Source organism: Actinoplanes teichomyceticus ATCC 31121 (assembly GCF_003711105.1).
GTDB classification, from domain to species: domain Bacteria; phylum Actinomycetota; class Actinomycetes; order Mycobacteriales; family Micromonosporaceae; genus Actinoplanes; species Actinoplanes teichomyceticus.
Genome location: NZ_CP023865.1, coordinates 5694319 through 5720808 on the forward strand (window position 1 = coordinate 5694319; position 26490 = coordinate 5720808).

Annotated in this window: 19 protein-coding genes; 9 read left to right on the forward strand and 10 right to left on the reverse strand. The window is 72.7% G+C overall.

Going from position 1 to position 26490, the window contains the following annotated elements; translation table 11 throughout:
• The first annotated feature begins 13 nt into the window (after positions 1-13).
• Genes ACTEI_RS24955 through ACTEI_RS24980 form a run of 6 tightly spaced genes read left to right on the forward strand, consistent with a single transcriptional unit; the run spans position 14 to position 5425 of the window.
• Positions 14-670, forward strand: coding sequence for a choice-of-anchor M domain-containing protein (locus ACTEI_RS24955; protein ID WP_122979886.1), 657 nt, complete (start codon positions 14-16; stop codon positions 668-670).
• Positions 667-1302, forward strand: coding sequence for a choice-of-anchor M domain-containing protein (locus tag ACTEI_RS24960; RefSeq protein ID WP_122979887.1), 636 nt, complete (start codon positions 667-669; stop codon positions 1300-1302). Before ACTEI_RS24955 ends, ACTEI_RS24960 begins: the two co-directional genes overlap by 4 nt.
• Before the next feature lie 56 nt (positions 1303-1358).
• Positions 1359-2903 carry an anchored repeat ABC transporter, substrate-binding protein gene (locus tag ACTEI_RS24965; RefSeq protein ID WP_122979888.1) on the forward strand — a complete coding sequence of 515 codons (1545 nt, stop codon included), beginning with the start codon at positions 1359-1361 and terminating at the stop codon, positions 2901-2903.
• A gap of 11 nt (positions 2904-2914) precedes the next feature.
• The gene (locus tag ACTEI_RS24970) at positions 2915-3820 is read left to right on the forward strand and encodes a choice-of-anchor M domain-containing protein (RefSeq protein ID WP_239082741.1); all 906 of its coding nucleotides are present in this window, start codon (positions 2915-2917) and stop codon (positions 3818-3820) included.
• Positions 3821-3834: 14 nt separating this feature from the next.
• Positions 3835-4575, forward strand: a complete 741-nt coding sequence (locus ACTEI_RS24975; protein WP_122982391.1) for an anchored repeat-type ABC transporter ATP-binding subunit — start codon at positions 3835-3837, stop codon at positions 4573-4575.
• A gap of 1 nt (position 4576) precedes the next feature.
• Entirely contained in the window at positions 4577-5425 is an 849-nt protein-coding gene (locus ACTEI_RS24980) for an anchored repeat-type ABC transporter permease subunit (RefSeq protein WP_122979889.1), read from the forward strand.
• 168 nt (positions 5426-5593) lie between these two features.
• Here the strand turns inward: ACTEI_RS24980 and ACTEI_RS24985 are convergent, their stop codons facing one another.
• The 3 genes from ACTEI_RS24985 to ACTEI_RS24995 all read right to left on the reverse strand — a co-directional run bounded on the left by ACTEI_RS24985 (position 5594) and on the right by ACTEI_RS24995 (position 9912).
• Positions 5594-6628 (reverse strand): cobalamin B12-binding domain-containing protein, encoded by a 1035-nt coding sequence (locus ACTEI_RS24985; RefSeq protein ID WP_122979890.1) that lies wholly within the window; start codon positions 6626-6628, stop codon positions 5594-5596.
• Positions 6629-6866: 238 nt separating this feature from the next.
• Positions 6867-8393, reverse strand: a complete 1527-nt coding sequence (locus tag ACTEI_RS24990) for a non-reducing end alpha-L-arabinofuranosidase family hydrolase (RefSeq protein ID WP_211344360.1) — start codon at positions 8391-8393, stop codon at positions 6867-6869.
• A 40-nt stretch (positions 8394-8433) separates the two neighbouring features.
• Positions 8434-9912 (reverse strand): glycoside hydrolase family 10 protein, encoded by a 1479-nt coding sequence (locus tag ACTEI_RS24995; RefSeq protein WP_122979892.1) that lies wholly within the window; start codon positions 9910-9912, stop codon positions 8434-8436.
• A gap of 573 nt (positions 9913-10485) precedes the next feature.
• Between ACTEI_RS24995 and ACTEI_RS25000 the strand changes: the two genes are divergently transcribed.
• Entirely contained in the window at positions 10486-12024 is a 1539-nt protein-coding gene (locus tag ACTEI_RS25000; RefSeq protein ID WP_122979893.1) for a sigma-70 family RNA polymerase sigma factor, read from the forward strand.
• A gap of 60 nt (positions 12025-12084) precedes the next feature.
• On the opposite strand, the gene ACTEI_RS25005 is transcribed toward ACTEI_RS25000, so the two are convergent.
• The 4 genes from ACTEI_RS25005 to ACTEI_RS25020 are packed head-to-tail and all read right to left on the reverse strand — an operon-like array spanning position 12085 to position 16712.
• A complete protein-coding gene (locus ACTEI_RS25005; protein WP_122979894.1) occupies positions 12085-13494 on the reverse strand; it encodes a GH1 family beta-glucosidase in 1410 nt (469 codons plus the stop codon).
• 59 nt (positions 13495-13553) lie between these two features.
• Complete coding sequence (locus ACTEI_RS25010; RefSeq protein WP_122979895.1) at positions 13554-14450, reverse strand: carbohydrate ABC transporter permease; 897 nt, start codon at positions 14448-14450, stop codon at positions 13554-13556.
• A gap of 6 nt (positions 14451-14456) precedes the next feature.
• Complete coding sequence (locus ACTEI_RS25015) at positions 14457-15386, reverse strand: carbohydrate ABC transporter permease (protein WP_122979896.1); 930 nt, start codon at positions 15384-15386, stop codon at positions 14457-14459.
• A 60-nt stretch (positions 15387-15446) separates the two neighbouring features.
• On the reverse strand, positions 15447-16712 hold the full coding sequence (locus ACTEI_RS25020) for an ABC transporter substrate-binding protein (RefSeq protein ID WP_122979897.1): 1266 nt from the start codon (positions 16710-16712) through the stop codon (positions 15447-15449).
• A 263-nt stretch (positions 16713-16975) separates the two neighbouring features.
• Here ACTEI_RS25020 and ACTEI_RS25025 point away from each other — a divergent pair, with 263 nt between their 5' ends.
• Positions 16976-17989, forward strand: a complete 1014-nt coding sequence (locus ACTEI_RS25025) for a LacI family DNA-binding transcriptional regulator (protein ID WP_122979898.1) — start codon at positions 16976-16978, stop codon at positions 17987-17989.
• Between the two features lie 22 nt (positions 17990-18011).
• On the opposite strand, the gene ACTEI_RS25030 is transcribed toward ACTEI_RS25025, so the two are convergent.
• Both ACTEI_RS25030 and ACTEI_RS25035 read right to left on the reverse strand, forming a co-directional pair.
• The gene (locus ACTEI_RS25030; RefSeq protein WP_164466086.1) at positions 18012-19661 is read right to left on the reverse strand and encodes an aspartate:alanine exchanger family transporter; all 1650 of its coding nucleotides are present in this window, start codon (positions 19659-19661) and stop codon (positions 18012-18014) included.
• 322 nt (positions 19662-19983) lie between these two features.
• On the reverse strand, positions 19984-21081 hold the full coding sequence (locus tag ACTEI_RS25035; protein WP_122979900.1) for a cellulose binding domain-containing protein: 1098 nt from the start codon (positions 21079-21081) through the stop codon (positions 19984-19986).
• A 315-nt stretch (positions 21082-21396) separates the two neighbouring features.
• Here ACTEI_RS25035 and ACTEI_RS25040 point away from each other — a divergent pair, with 315 nt between their 5' ends.
• The gene (locus ACTEI_RS25040) at positions 21397-22662 is read left to right on the forward strand and encodes a CobW family GTP-binding protein (protein WP_164466088.1); all 1266 of its coding nucleotides are present in this window, start codon (positions 21397-21399) and stop codon (positions 22660-22662) included.
• Positions 22663-22753: 91 nt separating this feature from the next.
• Here ACTEI_RS25040 and ACTEI_RS25045 read toward each other — a convergent pair whose 3' ends face one another.
• Entirely contained in the window at positions 22754-26464 is a 3711-nt protein-coding gene (locus ACTEI_RS25045) for a non-ribosomal peptide synthetase family protein (protein WP_122979901.1), read from the reverse strand.
• Positions 26465-26490 lie beyond the last annotated feature (26 nt).

Genomic DNA, 26490 nt, shown 5'->3' on the forward strand with positions numbered 1-26490 from the left:
GAAGGAGAAACCCTTGCGTACACCGCTCCGCCTGCTGCTGGGCAGCGGCGCCCTGGCCACCGCCCTGGTGGCCGGCGCCGCCCCGGCCCAGGCGTACACCGCGCCGGTGGTGCTCGGCGCCGGCCACGTCGACGTCGCCGACGTGGCGTACGAGGACGGCGCCCTCACCCTCGGCGTGCACGACGAGAGCGTCGAGCCGGACGTCGAACGCGACGCCGACGACGTGGTCTTCCTGGTGAAGAGGGCCGCCCGGACCACCGTGCCGGACAGCGCCGCGTTCCGGTTCCTGGGCGCCGCCGGATCCGCGGTCTGGATCCTCCCGGAGATCCAGAACCCGGACCTGCTGTGGCCGGGCCTGGCCGCCGAGGAGGTCGAGCCCGGGGTCTTCACCGGTGACACGGTCACCCTGAAGGTCGAGAAGGTCACCGGATCCGGCCGGGTCGCGGTCTTCACCGAGGACGCGGTCGGCGCCCCGCACGTGCTCGTCGACAGCGGCGACGCCCGGCCGGACGCGGTCACCCTCACCGCGGGCACGCACCAGCACGCCAGCTGGGCGTTCCAGCGGGCCGGCGTCTACCTGGTCCAGGCCCGGGCCACCGCCACGCTCGCCGCGACCGGCGCGACGGTGACCTCCGAGCCGGTCGTCTACCGGTTCGTGGTGCAGCCGTGAGGGCCGTCGCGGCGGTCGCCGCCGCCCTCGCGCTCACGGTGTCCGCCGCCACCCCGGCCCAGGCGGCGCCGGTCACCCTCACCAGCGGGCACGTCGACGTGCTCGACGTCGACTACACCGCCGGCGCGCTGACCCTGTCGGTCAACGACGGCACCGGCGGCGCCGAGATCGAACGGGACCCCGCCGACGTGGTCCTGCAGGTCCCGGCGACCGCGAAGGTCACCGTCCCGGGCGGCAGCGCCTGGTCCTTCCTCGGCGAGGCCGGCTCCACCGCCTGGGTGCTGCCCCAGTCCAGCACCAGCGGGTTGATCTGGGCCGGCTGGAACACCCTGGAGATCCCGAGCGGTGTGCTGCAGGGCAACACCGTCTCGTTCCGGCTGACCGGCGTCAGCGGGCCCGGCGCGGTCAGCGTCTACACCGTCTCGGCCGGCACCCCGGCGAAGCTGTTCGATTCCGGCGACGGCCTGCCGGACAGCCTCACCGTCGCCCGCAACCTGCACGCCCACGCCAACTGGGCCTTCACCCGGCCCGGGACCTACACCGCCACCTTCGCGGTGACCGGCCGGCTGGCCAGCAACGGCGCGACCGTCAGCACCGGCGCCAAGACGTACACCTTCACCGTCCTGCCGTGACCAGGGTGGGCCCGCTCCACCGGAATTGGAGCGGGCCCACGTGGGAGAGACCCTAGATGACCCGTACCCCGATCGCCGTGCTGGCCTGCCTGGCGCTGGCCGGATGCGCCACCCCGCCCGCCCTCACCGACTCCGACGACCGGATCCAGGTCGTCACCACCACCGGCATCCTCGCCGACCTGGTCCGCAACGTCGGCGGTGATCGGGTGCTGGTCGACTCGATCGTGCCGGACCGAGCCGACGCGCACGCCTACGAGCCGACCCTGCGCGACGTGCGCAACATCGTCTACGCCGACCTCGCGTTCAGCAACTACCTGCTGCTGGAGGCGCAGAGCGTGATCAAGACGCTGGACGCCAACCTGCCCCGCGGCGTCCGGCAGATCTCCCTGGCCGAGGGGGCCACCAGGTACGCCGCGGAGATCATCCCGCTGGTCGAGGACATCTCCCTCGACACCGTGTGGCTCGGCCTGCGCGCGCGGGGCGACGGCGCCCGGTACGGCGTGGACCGCTCCTCGGACATCCGCCTGTCGGCCACCGCGGTACAGGGCCCCGGCCGGCTCGCCGCCTACCTGACCGAGTCGTTCGGCGCGGCGGACATCGCCTTCGACTCCGGTGACGGGCTCCCTGCGGCGGACGGCTACCGGGACGACACCGCCGTGCTGCCCCCGGACGCGCACACCCACATGAGCTGGGCGTTCACCGAGCCGGGGGTGTACCGGCTGACCCTGCGCGCCGAGCTTGCGGTCACCTCGGGCAGCCGGCCGGTGCCGCGCGGCGAGCAGACGTTCACCTTCGCCGTCGGCGTCGACCCGCACACCGTGCCGGGCATGACCGCGGCGACCGTGCTGCGCGGCGGCCACACCGACATCACCGCCGACATCGACACCGGCGAGCTGTACCTGTACACCGACGGCGAGGACGGCGTTCACCAGGAACGCCTGGACCCGGCCCGGACCGTCATCGAGGTGCCGGCCAGGGCGCGGCACGAGGTGCCCGCCGGGCCGGGGCTGCGCTTCCTCGGCCGCCCGGGCACCCGGATCTACCAGCTGCCGCAGGCGGTGCTCGGCCGGCACGTGCACGGCGAGATCGACCCGCACCTGTGGCAGGACGTCGGCAACGCCCAGGCGTACGCCGAGCTGATCCGCGACAGCCTGATCGCCGCCGACCCGGCCGGCGCCGCCACCTACCGCGCCAACACCGACCGCTACCTGCGCGAGCTCACCGAGCTCGACACCTACGTGCAGACCGCGATCGACGCCATCCCGGTCGCCGACCGGCACCTGGTGACCACCCACGACGCGTTCGCCTACCTCGCGAAGGCGTACCGGATCCCGGTCGCCGGCTTCGTCACCCCCCATCCGGCCGTCGAGCCCAGCCTCGCCGACCGGCGGCGGCTCACCGAGACCCTGCGTACCCTGCGCATCCGGGCGGTCTTCCTGGAGCCGAACCTGCGCGCCCGGTCCTCGACCCTCGTCGAGGTGGCCGAGCAGAACGGGGTGCGGGTCTGCGACATCTACGGCGACGCCTTCGACGACCGGGTGACCAGCTACGTGGCGATGATGCGCTTCAACGCCGACTCCCTCCGACACTGCCTGACCTGACGGGGATCACCTTGCTCACGCACGTCACCGCGGCGTTGGCCGCCGCCCTCCTCGCCGTCGCCCCGACGGCTCCCACCCCGGCCGGCGGGTCCACCCGGACCCTGGACGCGGACCAGCCGCAGGCCGGCGGGCGCGCCGTCCTGGACGGCGGCCACGTCGACATCGGACCGCGCCACCGCGACGGCGAGTGGACCATCCAGATCCACGACGACCACGCGGTGCCGCCGGTCTGGCGGGAGCCGTCCGCCACCGTCCTGCGGGTCCGCGACACCGCCCGGACGCCCGTGCCCGACGACCCGGCCTACGCGTTCCTCGGCGAGAAACCCGGCAAGCAGGTGTACGTCATCCCGCAGACCGAACGCGAAGGGGTGATCTGGGTCGGCTGGAACACCCAGGACCCCGGCGTGCTGCGGGCGGCCGGCCGGGGCGTCACCATGACGCTGCGCGGCGTGCAGGGCCCCGGACCCGTCACCGTGTTCCTGCAGTCGGGCAATCTGGGCGCGCCGCAGGTGCTGCTGAGCTCGGCCCGGCCGTACCCGCAGCCGGTCTGGGTGGAGACCAACACCCACACCCACGCCAACTGGGTGTTCGGGGCGCCCGGCAGCTATCTGCTCGCCGTCGACATCACCGCCGACCTCGCCGACGGATCCACCGCCACCGCGAGCACCGTGCTGCGGCTGGCCGTCGGGGACGCCACCGACCCGGCGGAGACGCTGCGGGCCGCGTTCACCGGACCGCTGGCCGCCGCCTCCGGCACGGCCGTGGCGCGACCCGGCGGCGACGTCCCGTCCGGTACGCCGTGGTGGCCGGTGCTCGGCGGCGCCGGCGCGCTGCTCGTCGTGGTGGTCGCCGGCCCGGCCGTCCGCCAGTGGGCGGTACGCCGCCGCGCCGAGCGGGACCGGCGGGCCACCCGGTGACCGCCGCCCTGCGGATGACCGGGGTGAGCGCCGACCTCGGGGGCCGCCCGGTGTTGCGCGACATCGACCTGCGGGTCGACCGGGGTCAGTTCGTCGCGCTGCTGGGGCCGAACGGCGCCGGCAAGACCACCCTCATGCGTGCCGCCCTCGGGCTGATCCGGCCGGCGGCCGGCGAGATCAGCGTCGCCGGGCGCCCGGTACGCCGCGCCGGCAGCGCCGCCGGTTACGTCCCCCAGCGCCACGAGTTCACCTGGGACTTCCCGGCCAGCGTGCAGGACGCCGTGCTCAGCGGGCTGGTCCGCCGGATCGGCCTGTTCCGCCGGCCGGCGGCCACCCACTGGCGGGCCGTCTGGGACGCCCTGGACCAGGTACGGCTCGCCGACCTGCGCACCCGGCCGGTGGGCGAGCTCTCCGGCGGGCAGCGCCAGCGGGTGCTGGTCGCCCGGGCGCTCGTGCTGGCCCCGCCCGTGCTGCTGCTGGACGAGCCGTTCACCGGCCTGGACATGCCCGCCCAGGAGACGCTGACCGAGCTGTTCGCCGGCATCGCCCGGGAGCGCGCGGTGCTGATGGCCAGCCACGACCTGGCCGCCGCGGCGTACACCTGCGACCGGCTGGTCCTGCTCAACCGCACCGTCGTCGCCGACGGGCCGGCATCCGCCCTGAGGGACCCGGCGATCTGGATGCGGGCCTTCGGCGTCGGCCCGGGCAGCCACCTGCTCAAAGCGCTCGCGCTACCGGTACCCGATGGAGTCTGACGTGTCCCCGCTGCAGTTCCTCACCGATCTGACCAACCCCGACCTGGCGTTCCTGCCCCGAGCGCTGACCATCGCGGTGCTCTCCGCCGTCATGTGCGGCGTCGTCGGCTGCTATGTCGTACTCCGGGGGATGGCCTTCATCGGCGACGCCGTCGCCCACGCGGTCTTCCCCGGCCTGGCCATCGCGTTCCTGTTCTCCGGCAGCCTGGTCCTCGGCGGCACCGCCGCCGGCATCGTCACCGCCCTGCTGGTCACCGTCTTCGCCCAGAACCGCCGGGTGAAGGAGGACTCGGTCATCGGGATCTTCTTCGTCGCCGCGTTCGCCCTCGGCATCGTGGTCATCTCCCGGGCCCCGGGCTACGCCGGCTCGCTGCAACAGTTCCTGTTCGGCTCGATCACCGGCATCCCGGACCGGGACCTGTACGTCGTCGGCGGCGCCACCGGCGTGGTGCTGATGACCGTGCTGCTGCTGCACAAGGAGTTCGTCGCCGTCACCCTGGACCGGGAGATGGCCCGCTCGCTGGGGCTGCGTACCTTCTGGCTCGACCTGGTGCTCTACGTGCTGGTCACCCTGGCGGTCGTGATGGCCGTCCAGACGATCGGCAACATCCTGGTCCTGGCCCTGCTGGTCACACCGGCGGCGACGGCCCGGCTGCTCACCGACCGGCTGGCCGTGATGATGGCGCTCGCCCCGGCGATCGGCGCCGGCTGCGCCGTGCTCGGGCTCTACCTGTCCTGGTCGTGGGATCTGCCGGTGGGCGGGACCATCGTGCTGACCCTCACCGCGGCCTTCCTCGGCGCCCAGGCGCTGGCGCCGCGTCACGGTCTGCTCGCCCGGCTCGCGGGCTGAACGCCGTGCCGCGGCGCGCCGCCGCGGCACGGCTCTCCCACCGCGCGCCGGGGGTGACCGCCCGCCGTGGCCGGACCCGGCCGCGACCGCTGCCGGAGGCACCGCCTGCCGACGCCCGGCTCGCCTCAGCCGCTGCCGGAGGCACCGCCTGCCGACGCCGGGCCCGCCTCAGCCGCTGCCGGAGTCAGCGGTGATCGTCTGCCGCCCCCGGCCGGCGGCCAGCACGTCGCGGGTGCGCGGCTGGTGTGCGAGCCGGTCGGCCAGGGTCGCGAGCGCGACGTCCACCGGCTGCGGTGCCCGGTCGTACGCCGAGCGCAGCTCCCGCAGCCAGGCGACGAAGTCGACGAAGATCGCGCTGTCGCCGAGGTAGACCGCCGCCGCCAGATACTCCAGCAGGTAGTGCAGCTCGGCGATGGTCTCCTCGATGCGCGTGGCCCAGTCCCGGCGCTGCGCCGCCAGATGCAGCCGGAATCCCTCCAGCATGCTGTCGACGAGCCGCCAGCGGTCCCGGACGAGCAACTGGTACTCGCCGTCGTCGACGAGGTCGGCGGCCCGCGGCGGCGCGGGCGGCGGCCAGTGGCTCAGCACCGCCGCGGCCGACAGCGCGTCGGGGGCCCAGGCGTCGGCGGCCATCCGCCGGGCGTACCGGCCGTCCGGGCCGAACGCGCAGCCCCCGACGAGGCCCGGCACGCCGGCCGCGCGGGCCGTCTGGAGGGCCCGGTGCGCCTGGGGCAGGTACGCCGGCAGGGTGACGCTCAGCGCCAGCGCGTCCGGCCGGCGCAGCCGCAGGTATCCGCTCATGTCGTCCGGCGGCACGCTGGCGCCGAGGAAGTCGACATACCACCCGCGGGCCCGCAGCACCTCCGCGAGCAGCCGGGCCGGCAGCGCGTGCCACTCCCCTGCCGGACAGGCCACCACGACCGACCCGCGAGGCGGCGCCGGACGGGAGCCGGCCTGGGAGATCGTCGTGACGAGCCGGTCGGCGATGGCGGTGGCCAGGTGCTCCTGCGCCACGGAGATCCGGTGGTTGTGCCAGAGCTCGCCGATCCGCACCTGCGCCGGGGCGATCAGGTCGACGAGGATCCGCTCCGGCTCCAGGCCGGCGCCGAGCAGGGTGCGCGCGCAGCCGAGCGCGGCCACCTCGTCGCCCTGCACGAGGTGGTGGAGGAACCGCTCTCGCTCAGCACCGCTGATGGGGGACATCGTTGCCCTCTTCGCCTCGGCCAGAGAAAGCCTATCAAATCAGGGCGAAGTCGAATATGCGACCGGACCGCATCGGTACGCCACGAGCGCGCCGCGCGCCGCGGCGGCCCGGGCGGTCACCGCCGAGGCGGGGGCACACCCCGCCGGGCGGCGTGCCCGCCGGGGCGCGACTCCCCCGGTTCACCGCATGGACGACGGCGGGCCCGGTGTGCCCACCGAGCCCGCCGTCGTCATGGCACTACCGCTGCAGGGTCAGGACACCCGGCCGGTACGGCAGGAGGCCGTAGTCGCCGCCCGAGTTGGGCGAGCGGCCCTGGTAGAGCAGTTGCAGGCGGCACGGGTCGACGGTCATGGTCTGATCCGCGCTGACCCGCACCAGCTCGCCGTGGCTGATGTCGTTGGTCCACGTCGCGCCGCTGTTGGCCTTGCCGGCGAACGGGTTGCTCTCGGTCGCGGCCTGCGGCGTCCAGGTCCCGCCCAGGCTGGTGGCGGTGAACGACCGGAAGTAGCGCCCGTTCGCGCCGATCGCCTCGACGATCATCAGGTACTGGTCGCGGCCCTGGACCTTGTAGACCTGAGGCGCCTCGAACAGGTTGTTCGTCGTGTCGCTCATGACCACGGTCGAGGTCGAGCCGAAGTTGCCCGGGAAGTTCCCGATCGGCATGCTCGCCCGGTAGATCTTGCCGTTGTCCCCGGCGAAGAAGAGGTACATGTTCGTACCGTCACCGATGAGCGTCTGGTCGATCGGTCCCGTGCCGGAGCCGGAGATGCTGCCGGTGAACAGCGCCTGCGGCGCGGACCACCCGTTGGGGTTGGTGGGGTCGTTCGAGGTCCGGTAGGAGAACGCGGTCGGACCCCACTGGTAGGCGAGCACCCAGATGCTCTTCGGGGCGAAGTAGAACAGCGTCGGCGCGACGGCGGCCGAGGACATCCCGTTCTGCGCGGCCGTGGCCATGTCGGACCAGTTGGTGAACGGGCTGAAGCTCATCGAGCCCCAGGACGATCCGGTGTCGTGCGTCGTCGCGTAGACCAGGTGCCGGCCGTTGTAGGGAACGGTGGTGAAGTCCTTGAGGGAGACCCAGCCGGACTTCGGGGTGGCCAGCGGGCCGGTCGACGACCAGCGGTACGTCGACGGCAGCGCGCACGACCCGGGCGCCGACGTCGTCCCCGACGTCGGGGTGGTGGTGCCGGCCCGGACCAGCTGCCACTGCTGGTTGGCGCCGTTCCAGTCGGTGTACTGGACGATGTTCGCGCCGTCGGCGGTCGACCCGCCCTGCACCTCCACGGCCTTGCCGCTGTTGCGGTTGATCAGCTGCACGTAGCCGTCGATGTCCTGCACGCTGAACTGCTGGTTGGTGGCGTTGGCGTCGGTCCACTGCACGATCGCGCCGCCGTCGGCCGTCGAGCGGTTGGAGACGTCCAGCACCTTGCCGGAGTGCCGGGACTTCAACCGGTAGAAGCCGCTGCCGGAGTCGACGAACTGCCACTGCTGCTGGGCCTGGTCGTTGCGGGTCCACTGGGTGATCCGCGCGCCGTCGCTGGTGGCCAGGTTGTACACGTCCAGGGCCTTGCCGCTGGTGCGGTTGACCAGCACGTAGTAGGCGCTCGTGTCGATCGTCGCCGCCGATGCGGCGGACGCGGTGACCGCGACGACGCCGCCGCCGGCCAGCAGGACCGCCGCGGCCAGCGCGGTGCGCCATCGGCTGCGGCGGTTCCCGCCGGGTCGGTCGGCTGTTTGCGGGGGTACGGGTGAGCTGGCACCCATGGTCATGTCGTGCTCCTCGGGGACGGCGGGATGGGTGGGCTCAGCTGATCCGGACGAGCTGCCACTGCTGGTTGGCGCCGTTCCAGTCGGTGTACTGGACGATGGCGGCGCCGTCGGTCGTGGCAGCCCCCTGCACCTCCAGGGCCTTGCCGCTGTTGCGGTTGATCAGCTGGACGTATCCGTCGATGGTCTGGACGCTGAACTGCTGGTTGGTGGCGTTGGCGTCGGTCCACTGCACGATCGCGCCGCCGTCGGCCGTCGAGCGGTTGGAGACGTCCAGCACCTTGCCGGAGTGCCGGGACTTCAACCGGTAGAAGCCGCTGCCGGAGCCGACGAACTGCCACTGCTGCTGGGCCTGGTCGTTGCGGGTCCACTGGGTGATCCGCGCGCCGTCGCCGGTGGCCAGGTTGTACACGTCCAGGGCCTTGCCGCTGGTGCGGTTGACCAGCGTGTACCACGCGCTCGTGTCGATGCCGGCGGGCGGGGGCGTCGTCGCGCCGGAGCCGGAACCCGCGTTGAGGGCGTCGAGCACCGACGTGTAGGCGGCCTTCTTGGCGCCGCCCGCGTCGAACAGCAGCGGGTTGGTTCCGGTACGCCAGGAGTCGCTGTCGCGGATGCCCCACACCGTGATGCCGGTGCAGCGCGACACCGCGAGGCAGGCCCGGGTGACGGTGGCGTACGCGGCGGCCTGGCCGCTGCCGGCGATGTCCAGTTCGGTGATCTGCACGTCGACGCCGAGGTTCGCGAAGCGCTGCAGGTTGGCCTGGTAGTCACTGGGCGCGTTGTTGGTCAGGTGGGACTGGAAGCCGACGCAGTCGATCGGCACGCCCCGGGCCTTGAAGTCGGCGACCATGTTGTAGACGGCGGTGCTCTTCGCGTTCACGCCGTCGGTGCTGTAGTCGTTGTAGCAGAGCTTCGCGGCCGGGTCGGCGGCCCGGGCGGCGCGGAACGCGGCCTCGATCCAGTCGTTGCCGGTCTGCTGCAGGCTGGAGTTGCGCCGGGAGCCGCGGCCGTCGTCGGCGAAGGCCTCGTTCACCACGTCCCAGGCGTAGATCTTGCCCTTGTAGTGGGTGGCGACCTGGGTGACGTGGTTGAGCATCGCCGAGCGCAGCGCGCTGCCGGACAGCGCCTGCGCCCAGGCCGGCATCTGGGAGTGCCAGGCCAGCGTGTGGCCGCGCACCTTCTGGCCGTTGGCCTGGGCCTGCGCGACGATCCGGTCACCGGCGGTGTAGTTGAACGTGCCGCGGGACGGCTCGGTGGCGTCCCACTTCATCTCGTTCTCCGGGGTGACCGAGGTGAATTCGCGCTTCAGGATGGCGCTGTAGGTGGTGTCGCCGAGTTTCGGCGCGGCGATCGCGGCGCCGAAGTAGCGGCCCTTCTCGGCCGCCGACGCGCCCAGTGTGGTGGCGGCGTCGGCGAAGGTGCCGAAGGCGACCGCCGCGCTCGCGGCGAGCACGCCGGTCAGCACGACCGGCACGATCCTGCGGAGCCGGCGGTGCGGGGTTCGGGGATTTGCCATGACTTGACCTTCCGGGGATTGGCGTGGGCGGCACGATCCGCCCGGGCTGACGCATGGGGGAATACGTCATAGGCACCCGGTGTGGAATCGCTCCCAACGCGTTAGGGGATATTGCCAGAACATTTCCTACGACTCAAGCTCGGTCCCGAAACGCAAAGAGGGATCACGCCAGAAGCCACGTTTCCGCAGCTCAATAACGTTGGGCCGGGACACGACCAGCCAACCGGCCCACACGTAACAACTTTCTGGAAATTACCTGTCCGCATTTCTTCAATTGCGCCGCGCGACCGTGCGAGCGGCTCGTTCGTAACACTTCTCGCCGTATCGCGAGCCCTGCCTTCGCGCCGGAGAGGGCGCCTCGGCGCATCTTGCGGATCCGGTCATACCGCCCGTCCTGGCGGCGCGGTGGACAGCCTGGCCCGCAGACGCGGAACGCGGCGGAAAACGCCGAGGAAAAAACGTTATGCCGCAACCGGCCGGATGGTCGCACCCGGGCGATTCCCGGCCGGCTTCTCCGGCCGGGCCCGACAGGGTGCGCGGTCGCCGCCGGGACAGGCATAAAGTGACCCAGCTATGAGAGCAGTGGATGCGGACGTCGCCGCCTTGGTCACCGCGGCGCAGGGCGGCGACCGGCGGGCCCTCGCCGAACTCGTCGCCATCCACCTGCCGCTGGTCTACAACATCGTGGGACGCGCGCTGGACAGCCCGGCCGACACCGACGACGTCGTGCAGGACACCATGGTCCGCGCGGTGCGGGACCTGGCGGCGCTGCGCACCCCCGAGAGCTTCCGCACCTGGCTGGCCGCCATCGCCGTCCGCCAGGTCGGCACCCACCGCCAGCAGAAGCAGGCCGCCTCGGCGCGGACCGCCCCGCTGGAGGAGACCGCCGGCCGGGCCGACCCGGACGCGCCGGTCGAGGACGTCACGGCGCTGCGGGCCGACCTGTCCGCACAGCGGCGGGAGGTGGCCGAGGCCGGCCGGTGGCTGGACCCGGACGACCGTACGCTGCTCGCCTTCTGGTGGCAGGAGGTCGCCGGCCTGATGAGCCGGGGCGAGATCGCCGAGGCGCTGGATCTCGGCGTCGCGCACACCGGCGTGCGCATCCAGCGGATGCGTGAGCAGCTGGACCTGTCCCGGACGATCGTCGCCGCCCTGCACGCCCGCCCGATGTGCCCGCAGTTGACGGCGCTGGCCGCGACCTGGGACGGCCGGCCCGGTCCGCTGTGGCGCAAGCGGCTGGCCCGGCACGTACGCCCCTGCCCGGTCTGCTCGGCGACCACCCGTGACCGGGTCCGCGTCGAACGGCTGCTGGCCGCCGTCGCCGTTCTCACCGTCCCCGCCGGGCTGGCCCAGGCGGTCCTCGCCAAGAGCACCGCGGCCGTCGCCGGCACGCTGCCGGCCACCGCCGCGGTCGTCGGCACGAAGATCACCCTCACCGGCCTGATCGCCGGTCACCCGGTCGCCGCCGCGGTGGCCGGCACCGCCGCCGTCGCGGCGCTCACCGTTCCCGTCGTCTACCGCGTCGATCCGCACCAGCGCGCGCCGGAGGCCATCACCACACCGGCGGCCCGGGCCACGAGCGGATCGCCGCGGCCCACCCCGCGGCCGACCGGCGCCCCGTCGTCCGCCGCGGTCACGCCGTCCGCGCCCGGCGCCACGCCGTCCGCCGGCGTCCTGACCGCCGGCCGCCTGTCCCTGGAGTGGAGCGGGGGCGGCTACGTCACCGGCACCGCCGCCACCGGCGTCGCCACCGTCACCGGGATCGCCGCCACGAGCGACCCGGCGACCCGGCAACGCGCGACCTTCACCGCCGTCGCCGGCCTGGCCGACGCCACCTGCTTCTCGTTCCGCACGGACGACGGCCGCTACCTGCGCCACTACGAGCTGCTCGCCTACACCCATCCGGCGAACAACACCCCGATCTTCCGTGAGGACGCCACCTGGTGCCCGCAGCCCGGCGTGCCGGCCGGTTCGGTCCGGCTGCGATCGCACAACTACCCGCAGTTCTACCTGCGCTGGACCGGCACCGAGTTGCGCATCAACTACGTCAAGGAGACCGCGGAGTTCCAGCGCACCACCTCGTTCCGGATCCGGTCCCCGCTCGCGCCCTGACGGCCGGCGCCGGCCACCGCCGGGCCGCCCGCGCGGGCGGCCCGGTGAACACCCGGCCGCCTACCGCTGACGGCCGGTCACGTACCGGTCCCCCGCCGCGGCCCGGTCGGACAACCGCTCGCGCAGCCAGTGGTAGCTGGCGCGCGGGGTGCGCGTCCCGGTCGGGTAGTCGACGTGGGCCAGGCCGAAGCGGGGGCCGTACCCGCGGGCCCACTCGAAGTTGTCGATGAGCGACCAGTAGAAGTATCCGCGCAGGTCGAGGGGGGCGTCGGCGGCCGCCCGGGCGGCGGCGGCCAGGTGCTCGGCGATGAAGTGGATGCGCTCCGGGTCCGCGCCCGGGTCCTCGCGCAACTGGGCGACGCCGTTCTCGGTCACGTAGACCGGCGGCAGGCCGGGGTACCGGCCGACCAGCCCGGTCAGCGTCTCGTACAGGCCGTGCGGCTCGATCGGCCAGCCCAGGTCGGTGACCGGCACGCCGTCACGGGGCACGGACCGCACCCCGATGTCGTAGGCGCTGCGCAGCGCCGGGTCGGGCTGCTCGTACGGCGCGTCGGCGGCGTGGATCCGGTAGTAGTAGTTGACGCCGAGGAAGTCCAGCGGGGCGCCGATCAGCTCCAGGTCGCCGGCGCGCCGGAAGGACAGGTCGCTGACGCCGGCGTAGAGCCGGTCGAAGCCCTCCGGGTACGCCCCGCCGAGCACCGGATCGGTGAACTGCCGGTTGACCATCAGGTCCATCCGCTTCGCCGCGGCCCGGTCCGCCGCGGTGTCGCTCGCCGGCACGGCCGGGGACAGGTTGAGCGTGATGCCGACCCGCGTGCCCGGGCGGGTGGCCCGCAGCGCGGCCACCGCCCGGCCGTGCCCGACCAGCAGGTGGTGGGCGGCGGCCAGCGCGCCGTGCCCCTCGGTGACGCCCGGCGCGTGCCGGCCCTCGGCGTAGCCGACGATCGACGAGCAGTACGGCTCGTTGAGCGTGATCCAGTCGCGCACCCGGTCGCCGAGCCGGCTGGCGACCACGCCGGCGTAATCGGCGAAGTGCTCGGCGGTGTCGCGTACCCGCCAGCCGCCCGCGTCCTCCAGCGCCTGGGGCAGGTCCCAGTGGTAGAGGGTGACGAACGGGCGGATGCCGCGCTCGCACAGGGCGTCGACGAGCCGGTCGTAGTAGTCCAGGCCGGCCCGGTTGACCGTGCCGCGCCCGGCCGGCATGACCCGGGGCCAGGCCACCGAGAACCGGTAGGCGTCCAGGCCCAGATCGTCCAGCAGCCGCACGTCGTCGCGCCAGCGGTGGTAGCTGTCGCACGCCACCGCGCCGGAGGTGGCGTCGGCGACGGCGCCCGGCCGGCGGCAGAACGTGTCCCAGATCGACTCGCCGCGGCCGTCCTCGGCCACCGCCCCCTCGATCTGGTACGCCGCCGTCGCGGCTCCCCAGATGAACCCGGCCGGCATCCGCGGCAGTTCCCAAGGCGTCGTCATCGAACTCCTTCTGATAGTCACCCCGCCGCCCACGTGCGGAGGAGGTCGTCGGGCCGTCGTCAGCCCTTGATCGCGCCCTGCATGATGCCGCCGACGATCTGCCGCCCCAGGACCATGAAGATCACCAGGATCGGCAGGGTGGCCAGTAGCGTGCCGGTCAGGGTCAGCGTGTAGTCGGTGGTGTAGCCGCTGGCGAGCGAGGAGAGGGCGACCTGGACGGTGGCGTTGTTCTGCAGCACCACCAGCGGCCAGAAGAAGTCGTTCCACGCCTGCATGAACGTGAACAGGCCGAGGACCGCGGCCGCCGGGCGGGCGGCGGGCAGCACCACGTGCCAGTACAGGCCGAACGTGCTGCACCCGTCCATCCGACCGGCCTCCAGCAGCTCGTCGGGGACGGCGCGGCCGAGATACTGGGTCATGAAGAAGACCCCGAACGCGGTGACCAGGCCGGGCACGATCACGGCGGCCAGCCGGTCGGTCCAGCCGATCTCCGACATCAGCATGTAGAGCGGGATGATGCCGAGCTGCTGCGGCACCATCGACGTGGCGATGGCCAGCACGAGCAGCACCTTACGGCCCCGGAAGCGCAGCTTGGCGAAGGCGAATCCGGCCAGCGTGGAGAAGAACACCACGGAGAGCGTGATCGAGCCGCTGACGATGAACGAGTTCAGCAGCGCCTTGGCGAAGTCGGTGGAGTCGAACACCCGGGCGATGTTGTCGAACAGGTGACCGCCGGGGATCAGGACCGGGGGCACCTGGGCGACGGCCTCGCTGGTCTGCGAGGACACGACGAACGACCAGTAGAGCGGGAAGATCGATCCGGCCACGACCGCGATCAGCGCGGCGTAGGTCCAGACCGAGGCGCGGCGCGGGTATCCGAAGGAACGCCGGCGGGGCGGGCGCTGCGGCGCGGGCGTCCCGGCGCGGGTGGACGGCGGGTTGGCGAGAGCGGTCACGTCGGCTCACTCCTCGTTGGCGATGCGCCGGGTCAGCAGGAAGTTGACGATCGCGAAGACCGCGATGATCAGGCAGAGGGTCCAGGCGATCGCGGAGGCGTAGCCGAACCGGAATTCGCGGAACCCCTGTTCGTACATGAACAGCGCGATGGTCTGGAACTGCCGGTCGGAGCCGCCGGTGGGGGTGGAGGTGCCCGCGAACAGCAGCGGCTCCGCCATGATCTGCAGGCCGCCGATCGTCGAGATCACGGTGGTGAAGATGATCGTCGGCCGCAGCTGGGGAACGGTGATCCGCCAGAACTGCTGTGCCGACGAGGCGCCGTCGAGTTCCGCGGCCTCGTACATGTCGTGCGGGATCGCCTGCATCGAGGCGAGGTAGATCAGCGCGTTGTACCCGGTCCACCGCCAGGCCACGATGATCGAGATGGCCAGGTGGGAGCTCCAGGTGTCGGCCTGCCAGTCGATCGGTCCGGCGCCGACGAGCCCGAGCAGCCAGTTGACCATGCCGAAGTCACGGCCGAACAGCTGGGTGAAGACGATCGTCACGGCCACGATGGACGTGATGTTGGGCAGCAGCACACCCATCCGCAGGCTGGTGCGGGCGCGCAGCTTGTGGTTGAGCAGGTGCGCGATCCAGAGCGCGGCGAGCAGTTGCGGCACCGTGGACAGCACCCAGATGCTCAGCGTGTTGCCGAGCGAGTTCCAGAAGTACGGGTCCTGCAGCATCTCGCGGTAGTTCGCCAGGCCCACCCACTGGTGCGCCCCGCCGTCGAGCAGGTTCCAGTCGTTGAACGACACGTACCCCGTGTAGATCAGCGGGAACAGCCCGAACACACCGAACAGCAGGAAGAACGGCAGGACGTACAGGTACGGCGAGCCCTTGGAGTCGAGCCGGCTCAGGGCGGCTCGCCGGGAACTCAGCGCGTTGATGGCCATTGTCGATCCTTCGTCGCCGGGACGGCCGGCGGTCAGCTGACCGCCGGCCGTGTGGATGGGCTACTTGGCGAGGCGCTCGACGTCGCTGACCGTCTGCTGCCAGGACTCGTCGGAGCTCTGCTTGCCCTGCTCGACGCGGCTGAGGCCGTCGCGGATGGTGGTCTGGATGTCACCGGCGCGCGGGCCCTGGTACTGCGGCTTGAGCTCCTTGGCGGCGGTGGTGAAGATCTTGCCGACCGGAGCGTTGTTGAAGAACGGGTCCTTGAGCGCGGCGATCTCCGGCTTGTCGTAGAGCGCCGGGATGGACGGCAGCAGGCCCGCCGTGGTGAACACCTTGGACTGCTGCTCGGGGGCGGTGAGCCAGGCGGCGAGCTTCTTGGCTTCCTCGACGTGCTTGCCCTGCTTCGGGACGGTCAGGTAGGAGCCGCCCCAGTTGCCGCCGCCGCCGGGCACGGCCGCCACGTCCCACTTGCCGGCGAAGGCCTTCGCCTGGTCCTTGATCTTCGCCATCATCCAGGCCGGACAGGCGATCGTGGCGAACTGGCCCTTGGCGAAGCCGTTGTTCCACTCCGGCGAGCTCTCGATCAGCTTGGCCGACAGGTTGGCCTGGATCGCCTGCACCACCAGGTTCCAGGCCTCGCGCACCTCGGGGTTGCTCTTGACCACGATGGTGTTGTCCTGGTCGTAGAAGCCCACCGGCGCCTGTCCGATCACGGCGTTGTACAGCGCGCCGCCACCGTCGAAGAACGCGGTGCCCTTCGGGGCCTTCCTGGTGAACTGCTCGCCGAGCTGGATGTACTTGTCCCAGCCGCTCGCCCACGCGGCGGAGACCTGGTCGCGGTCGGCGGGCAGGCCGGCCTGCTGGAACAGGTCGCGGCGGTAGCAGATGGCCAGGCCGCCGACGTCGGTGCCGTACCCGATCTGCTTGCCGTCCTTGGTCAGTGACGCCTGCCACTTCCACGGCAGGTACTCCGACTCGCGGTCCTTGCCCAGATCGACGAACTGGTTGCCGACCTCGCGCATCTGGGCGATGAAACCGGTGTCGACCGCCTCGATGTCCGCGGCGCCCGAGTTGGTGGCCAGGTGGGTCGCCAGGTCGCGGTGGTGCGCGTTGTAGTCGGCGGTGCGCTCCCGGATCTTGATGTTCGGGTGCTCCTGTTGGTACTGCTGGTAGAGCTGCTGGTAGCCGAAGTTGCCGAAGAGGCTGACGTTGAGCGTGACGTCGCCGCCGTCGCCACCGGACTCGCCGCCGGAGCCGCAGGCGGTCAGCGCCACCGCGGCCACCGTGGCCGCCGCGGCAACCCGCGCCAATCGGGCAAAGACCATGTCAATATCACCTTTCCTTCGGTGTAACCGGTTTCATGAAACCGGTTACACGACGAACAGGGCGAACTAGCAAGCTGAGCACTGGAGAGCCCGGCAGGGGTGTGGCCGGAGGATTCAGGGCTGGGATGCGGCCCTTGCGCCAAGAGTTTGCCCCCATCAATGCCTCACATGTCAAGTAACGAAGAGGTAACGAGATCGCCGACATTGACCCGCGCGACACGCGGCTGTTACGGTGATGAAACCGGTTACATAAGGACGTCGTCATGTCCAGCATCAGGGAGTTGGCACGCCGGTGCGGTGTCTCCGTCGCCACCGTGTCCCGGGTCTTCAACACACCGGAGGTGGTCAGCCAGCGCACCCGCCAGCACGTTCTCGACATGGCCGCCGAGATCGGCTACCTGCCGAACGAGTCCGCCCGCACCCTCGCGACGAAGAAGTCGAACATGGTCGGGCTGGTCTGGGACACCGACCACCGCCGCCCCGGCTGGCGACACCCGTTCCTGCAGGACATCCTCGTCGCGTTGAAGAGCGCCCTGAGCGCGCAGGGGCTGCACCTGCTCATGCTCGCCCCCGACCAGAGCGCCGGCCTCGACCCCGGGCAGCGTTTCGTGCGCGCGGTGCAGCGGCACAACGTCGACGGGGTGGTCGTCATCGACAACGGCAGCCGGGATCCGGCCGTGCTCGCCCTGGCCGACGCCGGGGTGCCCTGCGTCGCGCTCGACCTGCGGTTCACCGGCCCCCGCTGTACGTACATCACGTCCGACAATCACGGCGGTGGCCGCCTCGCCGCGGCGCACCTGATCGAACGCGGTCACCGGCGGATCGCCACGATCACCGGCCCGCTGCCCGCCTGGCCGGCCGTACGGCGGCTGGCCGGTTTCCGCGCGGCGCTCGCCGAGGCGGGCGTGCCCCTTGCCGACACCGACATCGAGTCGGGCGACTGGTACCTCGACAGCGGGCACGCCGCCATGAACCGGCTGCTCGCCCGCGATCCCCGGCCGACCGCCGTGTTCGCCGCCGGCGACGAGATGGCGGTCGGCGCGATGCGCGCGATCCACGAGGCCGGCCTGCGGATCCCCGACGACATCGCGATCATCGGCTTCGACGACATCGAGGTGGCCGCGCTGATCCCGCCCGGGCTCACCACCATCGCCCAGGACAAGACCGGAATCGGCACCGGGGCCGCCGAGGCGATGGTCGCCATGCTCCTGGGAACGGCGCCCCCGCCCGGGCCCACGACGCTGCCCACCACGCTGGTCACGCGCGGCTCCACCTGAACCGGCCGCCGGCCGCGGCGGCTCAGTGGTGCAGCAGCACGATCATCAGCTGAGCGACGAGGACCTTCAGGACCATCGCCACCGGGAAGACCGTCGAGTACGCCAGCGCCGGCAGCTCGTTGCGGGCCCGGTCCTCGGCGAACGTCAGCACGGCCGGGTTGGTGTCGATGCCGGCCATGACACCCATCAGCCAGGACAGCGGCATCCGCAGCAGCCGGCCGACGGCGATGCACGCGACCGCGGTGCCGGCCGCGACCAGCACACCGGCGGCGATCGTCTTCCACGCGCCGCCGTCGGCGAACCCGCGCACGAGCGCGCCGCCGGACTTGAGCCCGACCCCGGCGAAGAACAGCGCGACGCCGACCTGGCGCAGCACCGCGATCGTGGAGCGCGGCTGCTGCCAGGTGATCCGGCCGGTGCGCCCGATCCGCCCGAGGACCAGGCCGGCGATGAGCGGCCCGGCGGCCAGGCCGAGGCGCAGGGTCGCGCCGCCGGCGAGCGGCACCGCGACCGCGCCCAGCACCAGGCCCAGCGCGAGACCGAGGGTGAGGCCGGTGAAGTTGACCCGGGCCAGCGACTGGTCGGAGTCGCCGAGCAGGGCCGTCACGTCCGGCATGTGGTCGCGGGAGGTGACCACGCGGACCCGGTCGCCGAGAAGCAGCCGGGTGGCGGGGGTCGCGATCAGGTCGTGGTCACCACGCCGGACCCGGGTGATCAGCGCGCGGTGGCGGCGCGGCAGGTCCAGGTCGGCGACGGCCATGCCGGCCAGGGCGGGGTCGGAGACGGTGATCCGGCGGAAGTCCAGGGTGCTGCGGTCCAGCGACAGCGCCGGCCAGGCGTTCTCGCCGAGCCGGGCGACCAGATCGCGGGTGGCGGCGCGGGTGCCGACGACCGACAGCAGGTCGCCCTCCCGCAGGACGTCCACCGTGGCCGCCAGGTGCATCTGGTCGCCACGGCGCAGCCGCACCAGCAGCGCGTCACCGCCGCGGGCCAGCTCGTCGGTGAGCTCACGGACGCCGGCGCCGGCGCCCCGGGTGACCCGTACGGTGCGTTCCACCAGCTTCATCGGGGCGGGGGCCAGATGCGTGTTCTCGGCCGCCTCGCGCCCGAAGTCGACCCGCACGAAGATCATGTAGGTGATGAGTGCGCCGATCATGGCGACGACGCCGTACCCGTAGGTCAGGCTCATGCCGACCGCCGCGTCGCTGGCCAGGGCGTCCGCGTGGGCCGGGTCGACGGCGCGCAGCGCCTCCTGGGCGCCGCCCAGCGCGGGCGCGTTGACCAGCGCGCCGGCGAACACTCCGGCGGCGGTGGCGGGCGTGAGGTGCAGCGCGGCCGCCGCGCCGACCGCGGTCAGGGCCGCGACGGTGAGGATGCCGGCCACGAAGATGTTGTCCAGCAGACCGCGCCGGCGCAGGGCGGCGAAGAAGGTCGGGCCGCTGGCGAGACCGATCAGGTAGACGAACAGGGCCAGGCCGAACTGGTCGGCGAAATCCGGCAGCCGCAGCCGCTCGTCCAGGGCGCCGACGCCGAGGCCGACGAAGAAGACGGCCGCGACACCGAGCGCGACGCCGCGCACCCGGACGCTGCCGAGCAGGTGCCCGAGGCCGAGGACGACCGCGCACAGCAGGACGGCGTTGGCCGCCAGCAGGTTGATCGGGGACAAGCTCACCCTCGGTATCGTGTGCGGCCCGCGCGGGTCAGCGGGGGCGATCCAGCCTAAGAGCTGCCCAGTTGAGATGATCCACCGGGCGTTCCGCGCGCGGCGCCGGTCACCGCCCCGGGGCCGCGACGGCGGCGCGACCGGGCCTCGGCCGCGATGCACGACCCCGGCGGATACGGTGAGTAACCGTATTGCGGAACTGGGCGGAAGGCCTGGTGGATGCCCCGCTGGTGGGACCGGGTCCTGCCGCATCCGGACGCCGAGGGCAGGCGCTGGAGCGGGACGGTCCGCCGCGCCCCGGTCGAGGTCGCGGCGGTCCGGCCCGGGCGGATCAGCTGTAGCTGAGCGAGAAGTTGTCGACCGTGAACGCGGACGCGCCCGCGGTGCCGGTGATCTCGAAGCCGAACTGCGCCTCGCCCACGGTCACGTCGCCCCACCATCCGTTGGTCCGCAGCCAGTTCAGGACCGCCAGCACGTCGACGGTCGCGGCGTTCGTGTTGGTGCGCACGAACGAGAACACCGCGTTGGCCCCGTTGGAGCCGCGGTAGACGTTCCAGGTGCTCCCGCCGACCGACACGTTGCGCGCGGTCGGGACCGCGCCGTTGGCGTCGTACTGCTCGGCGATCGGCCCCACCGCGCCGGCCTGGTTCGCCCAGATCATCACCTCGTACGCGTGGTTGTCGGCCCAGATGTCGTAGGCCGTGGTGTAGTCGCCGGTGCTCGGCACGGACACGTTGAACGAGCTGGTGAACGTGGCGAGCGAGCTGAGCCTGCGGTTGAGCGTTCGGCCGGTGTTCGGGTAGGACTTCACGCCGGAGGTCCGCGGGTGGTCGGCGACCACGCCCCAGTTCGTGCCGCTTCGCGCCCAGATCGTCTGCGAGCCCGCGCCGGAGCCCCAGATGTTGTTGTAGAGCGTGTACCCGTTGCTGGTCCACGACGCCCACCGCCCGGAGTCGACCCAGGCCGCGTCCGGCGGGACGCCGGTGCCGGGCTGGCCCGTCGGCGAACTGGTCGGGGTGGTCACGCCGCCGGTGCAGGCGAGCCCGTTGAGCGTGAACGCGGCCGGCAGCGGACTGCCGCCGCCGGTCGCGTTGAAGCCGAACGACACCGTCGCGTTGGTGGCCACCGAGCCGTTGTAGCCGGCGTTGCGGGCGGTGACCTGGGACCCGTTCTGGGTCAGCGCGGTGTTCCACGACTGGGTCACCGTCTGGCCACCGGCGAACGACCACGCCAGCGTCCAGGAGGTCAGCGGGTCACCCAGGTTGGTGATCGTGACGTTCGCGCCGAAGCCACCGGGCCACTGGCTGCTGACGGCGTAGTTGACGGCGCAGCCGGCGGCAGCGGCGGCGGGCCGGGCGGTGAGCACGCCGGCGCCGGCGGTGAGGGCCGCGGTCGCGGCCAGGGAGAGCGCGAGAGTACGTCTGCGCATGGCGGTCGGTCCAATCTCGTGGGGAGTCACACGGCGTCCGTCGAAGCGCTTCGACAAGGGGGCGAGGCTTCCCGGGCGTCAGTGCGAGATGGCGCCGATGGTAAACGTGAGCACTCCCCGTAAGCAAGACGGCGATCGATGCCTGCCGAGTGCGGCGCCGTGCGGGGAGGCACTCGCGGCCGTCAGCGAACCGGGCCGCGGGCGCGGGGTTTCCAGCGGCCCGGCCACCGCGACGCCGCCGGGACGGGCGGGCACGACGCACGGGAACGGCATGGCGGACTTTACAATGAAAATCGTTTCCAACAAGATGGGCGGGTGAGTATCGACCCGAGCACCTCCGTCGCGCCGGCACGCGCCGACCGCCGGCCGGCCGTCACCGTGCTCTCCGGCTTCTCCCCCGCCGCCGTGCAGGCGGCCGCCCGCGCCCTGCTGATCGGCGCCGACCGGCTCCTGGCGATCAGCCACGACCTCACCGGGATCCGCCACGGCATCGTGCGGCGTACGGTGCGTTCGGCCACCGCGCTGATCGAGCAGAGCACCGTCGAGCCGGTGCACGGCTGCGTCTCCTGTACGCTGCGCGACGACGTGCTGCCCACCCTGGTCCGGCTGGCCCGCACGTGCCCGGACAGCGACCTGCTGCTCGTGCTGCCACCGGCGGTGGAGCCCGAGACGGTCGCCACCGCGTGCGCGCGCTGCCTGGTCGACGGCGCGCCGGTCACCGACGCGGTGCGGTTCGACTCGTACGTCACGGTGGTCGACGCGGACCGCTTCCTGGGCGACCTGGCCAGCAGCGACGACCTGCGCGACCGGGATCTGCACGCCGCCGACGACGATCACCGCGCGGTCGCCGAGGTGGTCGCGCACCAGGTGGAATTCTGCGACACGGTGATCCTGTGGAGCCGGCCGGACACCGATCCGGTCGAGCTGAGCCGGCTCGGCACGCTGGTGCACCGGCTGGCGCCGTGGGCCGTCCAGGTGCCGACCGGCACCACGCACAGCCTGGACTGCACCGGACTGACCGCGCTGGTGCACGGCACCGGACGCCACGACCCCCGACGGCCCGGCGTGCTGGGGCTGGCCCTGGAAGGGCGCCCGATCGCGGTGCACGCGCCGAGCCCGGACGGGGTGACCTCGATCGTGTTCGAGAGCCGGCGCCCGTTCCATCCGCAACGATGGCACGACGCGCTGGGCACGCTCACCGGCGACGCGCTGCGCGGCCGGGGGCAGCTGTGGATCGCCAGTCAGCCCGACGCGGTCGTCGGGTTCGAGTGCGCCGGCGGCGGTGTCCGCATGGACGGCCTCGGCTACTGGCTGGCCGCCCTGCCGGTCGAGCGCTGGACGCGGACCAGCGACGACCGGCGGCTGGCCGCCGACCTGGGCTGGGACCCCTACTACGGCGACCGGCGTACCGTGCTGGCGCTGATCGGCCTGCGCCTCGACGCCGCGGCGATCACCGGGACGCTCCGCTCCTGCCTGCTGACCGACGCCGAGCTCGCCGACGGGATGGACCGGTGGCGGCAGCTGAGCGACCCGTTCGCCGGCTGCTTCCCGCTGACCGGCGACCACGCCGAGGGCAACTGATCGAACGTGGCGCCCGCCCGGGCGCCACGACGTCCGGCGCGAGCCTCGCCGCCCGGGCGCCGCGACGCCGCGACGCCGCGCGGCCGGCGTCTCATGACGTGCCGGTCTGTGCGCCGATGGCGGCGATCACCTCGTCCACACCCGGGGCGCGCAGCAGCCCGTAGTGGTCGCTCTCCAGGTCGATCACGGTGGGGGCGACGATGCCCGGCAGCGCGGGGAGGTCGTCGCCGCGGGCCCGCAGCACGGTCACCGGAGCCTGGATCTTGCCGTCGTCCGGGACCCGGTGCAGGCCGTAGGTGTGCCGTACCACGCGCATGATCCGGCGGATCAGCGCGGGTTCCAGGGTGGGGAAGCAGCGGCCGGCGAACGCGGCGAAGGAGTCGTCGTCCACCGCGACGGCCAGGCATTCGTCCGCCATCGGGCCGGTCATCGTGCCGGCGAAGACCGAGAAGAGCACGGCGACGTACCGCTTGTCGGCATAGTCGGCGACCCCGGCCCCGGCGCCGCTGCCGGGCCGCGCCGGCGAGCCGGGCGCGAGCAGGATCAGGTGCTCCACCTGCTCGCCCGCCTGCTCCAGCTGGTACGCGGCCTCGGCCGCCACCCGCGCACCGAAGGAGTACCCCCACAGCGTGTACGGCCCGTGCGGCTGCCGTTCCCGGATCGCGGCCACGTCCTGCGCCGCCATCGACCCGATCGTCGCGTACGGGATCTCCCCCTCGTTGATGCCGTACGCCTGGATGCCGTAGAACGGGCGGCCCGAGCGTTCGGCGAGCACCCGCAGGTTCATCGGGTACCCGCCGAGACCGGGCCAGCAGAAGACCGGTGAGCCGGCGGCCGTGGCGCCGAGTCGTACCAGGCGCGACGCCCGGCGGCCGTCCTGCTCGCCGAGCCGGCGCGCCAGCCCGGCCACCGTGGGGAAGTCGAAGATGACCTGCACCGGCAGCTCGACGCCGAACTCCCGGTTGATCCGGCCGACCAGGGTCATCGCCATGAGGGAGTTGCCGCCGGCCGCGAAGAAGTCCTCCTCCGCCGACACGGTCTCCTGCCCGGTGACGGCCCGCCACAGGGCGGCGACGCGACGCTCGGCGCCGGTGCGTGGCGCCACGAACGGCCGCTGCGCGACGCCGGCCGCGGCGGAGGCGGCCAGCGCCTTCTGGTCGATCTTGCCGTTCGGGGTGCACGGGATCCGGTCGAGGATCACCACGCGGTGCGGGATCATGTAGCGGGGAAGCGTGCTGGCCAGGTCGTCGCGGATCATCTCGGCGGGGCCGCGCATGTGCACGGTGTCCTCCTTCATCCCCTCGGAGGCCACCTGCGCCGCGCTCACCGAGCCGCCGAGCGCGAAGTAGAACGGCAGCCGGCCGCCCGCGATGGTGGCGACCCGGTGCGCCGAGGGCAGGTCGTGGCCGCTGTCCGAGCTGTATCCGGAGGACATGAAGCCCAGGCCGAGGTCGTTCATGGACAACCGCTGCAACGTCCGGCCCAGGTCCAGGTAGCGGCGCCAGTCGGGCCCGCGGCGGCGCACCATGGTGATGCCGAAGGCCGCCCGGTCGTGGACGTGCTGGTTGATGGCGATGACGTGCCGGCGCTCGACCATCCGGTCGGAGATCCGGACCAGATCCCGGCCGCGGTAGGCGTACTGGCCGGGTGGCAGGTCGACGCCGCGGTCGGGGTGGACCTGCAGGTACAGGTCCACCCCGTCGGGTCGTGCCGCGCGGTACGGCACGACGGCGAACCGGCCCAGATAGACGTCGCCGTCGGCGCAGCCGAGCAGGTCGCCGGGGGGCGGGTCGTACGGCAGGCCGGTCACGGTGAGCCCGAGCCGCGGGAGGACCTCCTCGAACAGGCCGGTCATGTGACCGGCCTCGATGGCGAGCACCTCGCGGATGTTGTCGCGGTACACCGGCTCGATGGCGCGTCGCCGGCCGACGAAGTGCACCCGCAGTCCCGGTTCGGCACGCGGCGCGGCCGGCGCGACCTCGACCAGCTCATGGCGCAGCGGGTGGTAGTAGTAGAAGCCGGCGGGCAGGCCCCACAGCCCGGCTGTCTCCAGGATCATCTGGGTGGCGTAGAGCGCGCCCGGCGAGGCGTAGCCGTACTTGGGCAGCAGCCGCTGCGGGCTGCGGAACTCGCCGAACCAGCGCAGCGCCGCGCCGAACTCGGCCCAGCTGACCGCGGTCAACCGGCGGGGCGCCGCGGCGGGCGGGCGCCGGGCGAGCAACCGGAGCAGGGCGGCCCGGGTGACCGGGGCGCCCTCGTAGAACCGGTAGGTCTTGCGGGCGAAGACCCGGCGGCGCTGTTCGGTGGTGGGCTCCCGGCCGGCGAGCGGGATCACCGGGCGCCCGGCCAGTTGCCCGGGATCGCGGACGCCGGGATGGGACAGTTGCGCCCGCACCTGCAGCCGGCTCTCCTTGGACTGGTGGTGGGCGGCGGCCCGGCCCTGGTCCATGAGCGCCGCCTCGCGCGGGTTCAGTTCCACGTACACCAGGAGGTCCTGCGCCTCGGTGGCGACCGCCGCGGCCTGCCGGACCCAGGGATGCGCCTCGGCGGCGAGCCGCACCTCGTCCAGCTCGATCCGGTATCCGCGCAGTTTCACCTGGTTGTCGGCGCGGCCGGCGAACTGCACAGTCCCGTCGCGGTTGGCGCAGGCCAGGTCGCCGGTACGGAACAGCCGGACGCCGCCCGGGCCGGTGACGAACCGCTGCGCGGTCAGCTCCGGGCGGCCCAGGTAGCCGCGGGCCAGCTGGTTGCCGCCGATGTACAACTCGCCGACCTGGCCGGCCGGGACCGGCGCCCGCGCCGGGTCGAGAATGTGGTACTCGGTGCCCGGGATCGCTCGGCCGATCGAGACGCCGGGCGGGCTGCCGGGGCCGACCGCGACCGGATCGACCTCGAAGGCGGACGTGTTGATCGTGCATTCGGTGGGTCCGTAGAGGTTGACCAGCCGGGTGTCCGGCATCGCCGCGAGGCACTCGGCGGCGAGCGTGCGGGGCAGCAGCTCCCCGCCGGTGAAGATGCGGCGCAGCGAGGGGCAGTCGCCCAGCGCCGCGGTGTCGAGCAGGGCGCGCAGCAGCGTGGGCACGCATTGCAGCACGGTGACGCCGTGCCGGCGGACGGCCGCGACGATCCGGTCGGGGTCGCGGTGCAGGCCGCGGGAGCCGGCGACCACGGTGGCGCCGGCGGCGGTCGCGAGGATCTCCCACTGCGCCGCGTCGAAGCTCATCGGGGTCTTCTGGAGGATGACCGCGCCGTCGAGCCGGAAGGTCTCCCGCAGCCAGCGCAGCTGGCTGACGATGGCGCGGTGTTCGATCATGACGCCCTTCGGGCGCCCGGTGCTGCCGGAGGTGTAGACGACGTACGCGAGGTGGTCCGCCCGGTGCGCCGGGCCCCGGTGCGCCCCGGCCGGGGCCTCCTCGGTCGTGACGATCCGGGTGCCCGGGGCGACCAGGTCGGCGAGCCGGTCGCCCAGCCGCGGCTGGGTGAGCACCACCCGGGTCCGGCTGTCGGCGAGCATGTAGCGCAGCCGGTCGTCCGGGTAGTCCGGGTCGAGCGGCAGGTAGGCCGCCCCGGCGTGGAGGATGCCCCAGGCCCCGGTGACCGAGTCGACGGACGGGTCGACGAAGAGCCCGACACACGTCTCCGGCCCGGCGCCGGCACGCGTGAGGTGGGCGGCCAGGGCCCACGCGCGTTCGGCGAGGGCGCGGCGGGTCATGCGGCCCCCCTCGTGGCTCACCGCGGTGGCGGCCGGGTCCGCGCGGACCGCGTGGTCCAGCAGGTCCGTCAGGGTGGGATCGCTTTCCATCGATTCCTCCGGCTGGGGCGGGCGGA

Coding starts and splice junctions, on each gene's coding strand:
- ACTEI_RS24965 (WP_122979888.1), top strand. CDS start 1,359: ATGACCCGTACCCCGATCGCCGTGCTGGCCTGCCTGGCGCTGGCCGGA.
- ACTEI_RS24975 (WP_122982391.1), top strand. CDS start 3,835: ATGACCGGGGTGAGCGCCGACCTCGGGGGCCGCCCGGTGTTGCGCGAC.
- ACTEI_RS24985 (WP_122979890.1), bottom strand. CDS start 6,628: ATGTCCCCCATCAGCGGTGCTGAGCGAGAGCGGTTCCTCCACCACCTC.
- ACTEI_RS24990 (WP_211344360.1), bottom strand. CDS start 8,393: ATGGGTGCCAGCTCACCCGTACCCCCGCAAACAGCCGACCGACCCGGC.
- ACTEI_RS24995 (WP_122979892.1), bottom strand. CDS start 9,912: ATGGCAAATCCCCGAACCCCGCACCGCCGGCTCCGCAGGATCGTGCCG.
- ACTEI_RS25000 (WP_122979893.1), top strand. CDS start 10,486: ATGAGAGCAGTGGATGCGGACGTCGCCGCCTTGGTCACCGCGGCGCAG.
- ACTEI_RS25005 (WP_122979894.1), bottom strand. CDS start 13,494: ATGACGACGCCTTGGGAACTGCCGCGGATGCCGGCCGGGTTCATCTGG.
- ACTEI_RS25015 (WP_122979896.1), bottom strand. CDS start 15,386: ATGGCCATCAACGCGCTGAGTTCCCGGCGAGCCGCCCTGAGCCGGCTC.
- ACTEI_RS25020 (WP_122979897.1), bottom strand. CDS start 16,712: ATGGTCTTTGCCCGATTGGCGCGGGTTGCCGCGGCGGCCACGGTGGCC.
- ACTEI_RS25025 (WP_122979898.1), top strand. CDS start 16,976: ATGTCCAGCATCAGGGAGTTGGCACGCCGGTGCGGTGTCTCCGTCGCC.
- ACTEI_RS25035 (WP_122979900.1), bottom strand. CDS start 21,081: ATGCGCAGACGTACTCTCGCGCTCTCCCTGGCCGCGACCGCGGCCCTC.
- ACTEI_RS25045 (WP_122979901.1), bottom strand. CDS start 26,464: ATGGAAAGCGATCCCACCCTGACGGACCTGCTGGACCACGCGGTCCGC.